7 protein-coding genes are annotated in these 7,687 nt (G+C 42.6%); 2 read left to right on the top strand and 5 right to left on the bottom strand.

Annotation, left to right across the window (positions count from 1 at the left end; translation table 11 throughout):
* Positions 1 to 151 precede the first annotated feature (151 nt).
* On the bottom strand, positions 152 to 337 hold the full coding sequence (locus VMW01_06230) for a hypothetical protein (protein ID HUW05839.1): 186 nt from the start codon (positions 335 to 337) through the stop codon (positions 152 to 154).
* A 42-nt stretch (positions 338 to 379) separates the two neighbouring features.
* Between VMW01_06230 and VMW01_06225 the strand changes: the two genes are divergently transcribed.
* Entirely contained in the window at positions 380 to 1,276 is an 897-nt protein-coding gene (locus VMW01_06225; protein ID HUW05838.1) for a hypothetical protein, read from the top strand.
* A 65-nt stretch (positions 1,277 to 1,341) separates the two neighbouring features.
* The gene (locus VMW01_06220) at positions 1,342 to 3,378 is read left to right on the top strand and encodes a hypothetical protein (GenBank protein HUW05837.1); all 2,037 of its coding nucleotides are present in this window, start codon (positions 1,342 to 1,344) and stop codon (positions 3,376 to 3,378) included.
* Between the two features lie 46 nt (positions 3,379 to 3,424).
* On the opposite strand, the gene VMW01_06215 is transcribed toward VMW01_06220, so the two are convergent.
* The 4 genes from VMW01_06215 to VMW01_06200 form a co-directional block, all read right to left on the bottom strand.
* Positions 3,425 to 4,216 (bottom strand): LytTR family DNA-binding domain-containing protein, encoded by a 792-nt coding sequence (locus tag VMW01_06215; GenBank protein ID HUW05836.1) that lies wholly within the window; start codon positions 4,214 to 4,216, stop codon positions 3,425 to 3,427.
* 59 nt (positions 4,217 to 4,275) lie between these two features.
* On the bottom strand, positions 4,276 to 5,334 hold the full coding sequence (locus VMW01_06210; GenBank protein HUW05835.1) for a histidine kinase: 1,059 nt from the start codon (positions 5,332 to 5,334) through the stop codon (positions 4,276 to 4,278).
* A 9-nt stretch (positions 5,335 to 5,343) separates the two neighbouring features.
* Positions 5,344 to 6,039 carry a DUF5668 domain-containing protein gene (locus tag VMW01_06205; protein HUW05834.1) on the bottom strand — a complete coding sequence of 232 codons (696 nt, stop codon included), beginning with the start codon at positions 6,037 to 6,039 and terminating at the stop codon, positions 5,344 to 5,346.
* Between the two features lie 352 nt (positions 6,040 to 6,391).
* The coding region (locus VMW01_06200; protein HUW05833.1) for a GAF domain-containing protein at positions 6,392 to 7,687 on the bottom strand (1,296 nt) is incomplete at its 5' end.

Raw genomic sequence — 7,687 nt, 5'->3', positions numbered from 1 at the left:
CCATTGCAAAATGTTTGAACAGAGGGGTAATCGCCGACTGGTTCTTATTTTGCGATACGGCCTTGCGCATTGCTCCGCCGCTTATTATCACCGAAGAGCAGATTCGTTTGGCTTGCAATGCAATTATTTCGTCGCTAGATGAGCTGAAAGGCTAGGAGGCCAACAGGCCACCCATGATGGAGCCAAATACTACCGTTTTCACCGGTGATGAAGTGATGGGACAGGTTCCGTGGCAGCCCCAAAAGTGGAAGTAGACAAATCCAGCAATTCCACCAATAATGACACCGGCAAGCATTTTCCATGAAAATAATTTGCGAATCTTTTCGTTAGCTAACATGCTTCTGTATTTTTGTGTCATTTTAACAACAAACCTCAAGCTATGTTCAAAAGACTAGTTAACATAATAACCATGGTTTCGCTTGCATTGCTGCCCATTGAGAGTGTGGGCCAGCAAATGGCCGGAGATACCTTAAAGCAGGGTGAAAGCACTCTTAAATCCTTGATGGATGAGGTTGCCAAACAGACTGATTATTCTGAATCGAACAGGCTAAACCAAAAGGTCTGGTCAACACTTAAGGGTCTTCTTAGTAAACAGAACTCGTTTGACTATCCCTTCGATTCGCTCGCCCACATAGGAAAGGTTGTTTCCGATGATAAGCTAATCCGCATCTTTACTTGGAACATTCCTCAGGCAGGAGGTACGCAAAAAATGTTTGGTTTTCTGCAGGTAAAAAATAGGAAGAGCGGGGCGGTTTCGCTTTTTGAACTCAACGACTCCCGTGCCAAGATTCAAAACCCTGCTGACCAAATCTGTGGCCCACAATCGTGGTTTGGCGCCCTCTACTATCAGATAGCCGAGAAGAAGATGGCGGGAACCAATTACTATTTCCTTTTGGGTGTTGACCTTAATAATATTTTTACCTGTAAGCGAGTTATTGAAGTGCTCCATTTTGATTCGGAAAACCGACCTGTTTTTGGTGCCCCCATCTTCAATAATGGTAAAAAGATCTTCTCCAGGATAATTTTTGAGTATTCGGCCAGAGCAACCATGATGATGCGCTACCTTCCCGAATCAGATATGATTGTTTTTGATCACCTAAGTCCCTCTCACTCTGAGTATGTTGGTGATTTGCGATTTTACGGCCCCGACTCTTCCTACGATGGTTTCAAATTCATTAAGGGCATGTGGGTTTTACAATCGGACCTTGACCTACGAAACCCTTCAAAACCCAAGAAGCGACAGCTACCACAACCGCCAGATACCAGAGAAAAATAGCATAATCTTGTTTCTGCATTATTTAGGATTAACTTTACTCGTTCCTAATGAAAAAATGGATGGAGATGAAAAAACTAGTAATAGCAATGGCTACACTTGCACTAATGGGAGTAATATCTTGCTCTTCGGACAAGAAAAATGATGATACAAACTTTAAGTGGCAGATAGATCAATTTGCTGACCTAAAGATTTTACGCTATCAGATTCCCGATTTTGACAGCTTATCGCTCGACCAGAAAAAGCTCGTTTACTACCTTTCCCAGGCTGCCTTATCGGGGCGCGATATTACTTGGGACCAGAACTATAAGTACAACCTTGCCGTAAGGAGAGTGCTGGATGCCATCTACTCAGGCTACACCGGTGATCGAAATGAGCCTGATTTTGCAAAATTTATGGTTTATATAAAGCGAGTGTGGTTCTCCAACGGAATTCATCATCACTATTCTAACGAAAAGTTTCTTCCAGGTTTCTCCAAGGAGTACTTTGCCGATTTGGTGAAGAATACTCCAGATAAATTTTTTCCAAAGGAGTTAGGAACAAAAGAGGAGATGCAAACAATGTTGGTGCCAATTATTTTTGACCCCAACGTGGCCCGCTACCGGTTAGACCAAAAGGCGGGCGTTGATATGGTAACATCGTCGGCGGTAAACTTTTATGAAGGCGTTACCCAAAAGGAGGTGGAGGCTTTCTATGCCAAAATGGTCAATCCAAAAGATACTCAGCCTATCTCCTATGGATTGAATTCTAAACTTGTGAAGGAGGATGGCAAGCTAGTAGAAAAGGTTTGGAAGGTGGGTAGAATGTATTCTTCTGCCATTGAGAAGATTGTGTATTGGCTTGGTAAGGCAAAGGATGTAGCAGAAAACGACAAGCAAAAGGAGACTATTCAATATTTGATTGACTACTACAACTCAGGCGATTTGAAGATGTTCGATAAGTATAATCTTGCATGGGTTTCCGATTTCGCTTCCGAGGTAGACTTTGTTAACGGATTTATTGAGACCTATGGAGATCCACTTGGTTACAAGGCGACGTGGGAATCGATAGTCGACTTTAAGGATATTGAGGCAACCAAAAGGGCAGAAATTATTAGCAAAAATGCCCAATGGTTTGAGGATAATTCTCCCACCGACACTATGTATAAGAAGAAGGAGGTAAAGGGTGTTACGGCCAAAGTAATTACAGTGGCCTGCCTTGGTGGTGATTGCTTTCCATCAACTCCCATTGGCATAAACCTTCCTAACGCCGACTGGATCAGGAAGGATTATGGTTCGAAGAGCGTAACCATCGAAAACATTACCCACTCCTACGATATGGCTTCGCTGGGTGACGGTTTTATTGATGAATTTGCCTACTCTCAGGAGGAGATTGAGCTGGCCAAAAAGTATGGCGCCATCGCAAGCAACATGCTTACCGACCTTCATGAGTGCTTGGGTCACGGCTCCGGTCAGCTAGCCCCCGGCGTTAAGGGCGATGAGCTCAAAAATTACGGATCAACGCTGGAGGAGGCTCGTGCCGACCTGTTTGCGCTATACTTTATTGCCGATCCAAAGCTGGAAGAGCTGGGAGTACTACCATCGTATGATGCTGCAAAGGCCGAGTATAACCAGTATATTCGCAATGGTTTAATGACGCAGCTTACACGAATTGAACCGGGAAAAAACATTGAGGAGGCGCACATGCGCGACCGGGCCTTAATCTCTGAATGGTGCTACGCTAAAGGAAAGGCCGACAATGTGATTGAGAAGGTGGTTCGCGATGGAAAAACCTACTTCAAGATTAACGATTATCAGAAGTTGCGAACTCTATTTGGACAACTTCTTAGAGAGGTTCAGCGCATTAAATCCACTGGAGATTATGCGGCTGGGAAAAATTTAGTTGAGACATATGGTGTTCCGGTTGATCAACAGCTGCATAAGGAGGTTTTGGAGCGTTATAAAAAGTTGAATTTGGCTCCTTATGCCGGATTTATCAATCCAGTGCTCACCCCAGTGGTTAAGGATGGTAAGATTGTAGATGTAACTGTTACTTATCCCACCGATTTTGTTAAGCAGATGATGGAGTATGACAAGGATTACTCGTTCTTGCCAACTTTCAACTAGTTTAAGGTAAAAAAATTGGGGCGGTAAATTCTACCGCCCCAATTTTTTATAGATTTAACCGCTGCCGCAACAACTTTTGCCCAGCATCGCTCGATCGAAGCTTTTCTCCATTCTTTAGCGCCACCAGATAGGAGTCCTTTTCATAAAGTTCCAGCCGCTGGATCTTTTCCACGTTCACTATGTAGGAGCGATGAATTCTTACAAATGCCGAGGTTGGAAGATGCTGCTCAAAGTATTTCATGGTTTTTTCCTTCATAAACTTTCCGTTGGCAGTGTGGAGCACCACGTAGTCGCCATCGGCTTCTAAATAAATTACCTCACCAACAGGTATAACCTCTATGTTTCCGGCTTTTCGAACGGCAATGCGCTCAAGGTATTCCGTAGATTCGTCTGCTGATTTTAGGAGTGCTTGGGTAACCTTTACATCGGTTTTTATCGAGTGAAATCGGGTAATGGCACGCTCTACGGCTTCATTGAATCTAATGGTTGAGAATGGTTTCAGCAGGTAGTCAACTGCATTCATCTCAAACGCTTTTATGGCATATTGATCGTAGGCCGTGGTGAAGATAATTAGGCATTGGTGGTCGAGCAATTCGAGTAGTTCAAAACCAGTAAGTTTTGGCATTTGGATGTCGAGAAAAACCAAGTCCGGTTTGAGGTCATTAATGGCCTTCGCACCAGAAAAACCATCAGCAGCCTCACCAATTATCTCAATATCGGGAAAGGTCTTCAAATACTCTTTTATAATTGCCCTGGCTGGTTCTTCGTCCTCCACAAGCAAGGTTCTAATTTTTTTACCATCTACATTCACTTGGTTCAGCTTTATTAGGATTCCCAAAACAACTATTTACATACAAGCCACTTAAAGGCCAGAAGAAGTGTAGGCTGGTGCAAGTGTTAAACCTGCTTAACCTGAGGAATGGAAACTATTACTTCAAAAAGTTGATCATGTTTTTTTGCTTGTAGGAGCTGCTCGTTATGGTATAACAGGCGTAGCCTTTCGCTGATGTTTTTAAGTCCAACTCCGGCTCCCTTCTTCGATGGAACCCCAGGCTCGTAGTTATTGGTGATGCGCAGGGTGAGTATGCTACCCTGTAGCCTTGCTGAGGTTCTGATTACTATTTCCGAGGTACTTTCATAAACTCCATGCTTCACTGCATTTTCATACAATGGCTGAAGAATCATGGCTGGAATGGTTGCATTCAAAATATCGTCCTGCAAATCGAAGGAGAAGAGGAGCTTACTTCCGAAACGAATTTTCTCAATTTCAAGGTAAAGCTTTATGTTTTCTATCTCCTCACCTAATGTTGTTATTTGGCTTTTACCCATGGAGACCGAATACCTCAGGTAATCGGATAGCTTAACAAGCATCTCCCTTGCCATTTTAGGCGCAGTAATGGTTAGAGAACTGATGGAGTTTAAGCTGTTGAATAAGAAATGAGGGTTAATCTGGGACTTTAGCATATCCAGCTCCACCTCTTTAAGCATCTCCTGAAGTCTTGCTTCGCTTTTTACTTTATCTTGAAGGTTGTTGTAGTAAATAATGAGGTAGTAAATAAGCGTTAGCGTTAGGTATAGAAATATTCCAGAGGCAATTCTTACTGGAAGTGTTTGGACAAGAAATAATTCATAGGTGGGCCAAGAGGCCGTTAGCTCCTTCACGAGGTAGGTGCTAAGAAAATGCCATCCAGCAACGATCGGAATTGCCAACGTCAGCTGATTAATGATAAGGTTAAATATGGTGGCCTTTTCTGGCTTGTAGAATTGAACTACATACCAAATTGGGATTCCCAGCAGGGCAAAAAGATAGGTTGATACAATGCTATCAATTAATATGGGCCATAAAGGAATTCCTCCGCTCAAGCTTACGATGAAAACTTGGAGTATGACAAGCATGCTCCAAGCTATTCCATACCAGGAAAGATATTGTCGATTTACAAGAACCGAATGATCCATAGTCGAGGATTAATAGCTCTTGATTTCCCCGCCTCCAAATACAGCAGCACCTTTAATTATGAGCACCTTATCAGGATTCTCATGGTTGTTAATGGTTGATCTTTTGTCGTGAAAGCCACCGAGAATGGACACTACTGAAACCTGAACCGACCAGTCGGAGGGAACTACAAGCGAAATGCCTCCAAAAATGCAGGTTACCTCCAAGACGCTTTTGCCAGGAACCAGATCTGCCTTAGTGAGATCTATTTCGGCTCCGCCAAAGATGTTGGTAATCCTACCCCCACTAAAGTTTTTGTCATTTATTTTTTTTTTGGAACCACCAAAAATATTCATTTCGTCCAAGTCGCCATTGGTGGTTACTTCTGAGTATCTATGGAATCGGTGATGACCCCAAAATCGTCTGGTGAGCGCACTGAAGAAAATCATTATTCCTAGAATGATTATGAGCACTGGCCAGTAGATTCCAATAAAGTTATAGGGTGTTGAAATTAACCGAGGAGCTAAGAAGAAACTTCCCACCAGAATCAGGACAATCCCAGTAAAACGGCTATCACGCTCGGCTAGGTTGGTAAGTCCAATGGCAACCAGCAACATTGGCCAGGAAAATATGATATGCAGGGTAGTATCATCAACGTATCCCATGTTTGAGCCAAGCCAAATAAAGCCTGCAGCAATAACGAGAAGTCCGAAAACAGCTTTTTTCATTCTTTTGGGTCTGTGGTGATTATAACATACGCGTTCCATGATCGAGAGTTTAAAGTTAATGACTTTCCTTTGTTGCAGCAAATGTATGGCACGATTAACTATAATACCAGTTAAACCCGATGAGCTGGGGAATTACCCCGACGAGCTGGATGGTTTTTACTCTAAATATTGAAGAACCTTCCGATTCAATCTTCGCTGTTTTGCTACTATCAAAAAAAACTGCCAACAAAAACATTTGTTTTGTTGGCAGCTAACTCCAAAATCTTAATCTTAATCTTAATCTTAATCAATAAACCTAATTAATAAACCTAATCGAAGAACCTTTTAATCTCAAATATCATCTCTATGATGATTATTTTTTGTTGCCTTGTTCCTCCTCTTTCATTCTCATTTCTAGTAACTCAGCCTCTAGCCTCAAAATGTTGCTTCGCATCTCCTCCTCCTGTATCTTCATCTTTTGCTCCATGCGCTGCGATTGTTCCAGCAGGTTTTTTGTCTGATTATTAATTCGCATACTGCTTAGGGTAATGCCAATGGATTTTACCATTTGCTCCACCATCTCCGTTTGATATTGCTCCAAAATATGGAACGAGGCAACCTCTATAACCCCTTCAACTCTTTCGTCAGCTTGAATGGGGACAATAAAGATATTTCTAGGCAGCGCTTCACCCAAGCCCGAGGAGATTGAGATGTAGTCCTCAGGAACATCAGTTAAAAAGATGCTCTGCTTCTCAAAGAAGCAAACCCCTGCAAGTCCATCACCCATGGCCACACGTTTTTTAACGTATTTTCTTCGGTCGTATGCATATGTCGCCCTTAGCTCGAGGTATGGGTCGTCGGGATTTGAATAGTCTGCTTGAAAAAATATGGCTTGGTTAGCCTTGAGGTAGTTTACTAGGAAATGAATTATGGCGTAACCCATATCATCAACGCTCTCATAGTTGATGTGGAGCACTTCACCCAGCTTGGCCATACCTTGGGTTACATATACGCGTTGTTCCTCTTCCCTTCTTCTGTCTTCGGCATCCTTTTCGGCCTGTTCCAACTTGTTGCGCATTTCAATCAGTGAGTTACCAAGCATGTCATCCTCACCAAGTGTTTCATAGTTGGCTTTAAAGTTCCGATTACCCACCTCAGCCGCAAAGTGGGAGAGGTTTTTCAATGTTTTAATTAGGGTATTTAAGGAGTGTGCAATGGCTCCTAATTCGTCGCGATTTTTAATCTCCAGCTCATCAGGGTGTCGACCCTTACTTAGCTGCTCTACAATTTCTTTAAGTTTGATTACAGAAGAGGAAATTCGGCTGGAGAAAATAAAGGCAATGAGTAGCGAAATGATAACTGAGCCAATACCCATTATCCACGTAGTTTTCAGAGAGTTTGCAACAGTATGCGTCGATTCTGTCTCTGCGTTATGGACAATCTTATTGGTTGTATCCTTCGCTTTATCGAATCGCTTTATGGTTGCAATACCATCATCGGAAACCTCTTTTACAAATTGTTGAATTTGCGGATCACTGTTGGCAAGTTCTCGGATGTTTGCCTTTGGTTGCTTCGATATTTCTAGAAGGAGGTTATGTGCTGCTTCAATTTTGCTTTTAACTAGCTGCCCGTAGTTTAGCTCAAAGGTATTTACAAGGTTCATTATAGT

The organism is Williamwhitmania sp. (assembly GCA_035529935.1).
GTDB lineage: Bacteria > Bacteroidota > Bacteroidia > Bacteroidales > Williamwhitmaniaceae > Williamwhitmania.
Note: the sequence above shows the minus strand (reverse complement) of the source record. Positions and strands in the feature narration are given on the sequence as shown.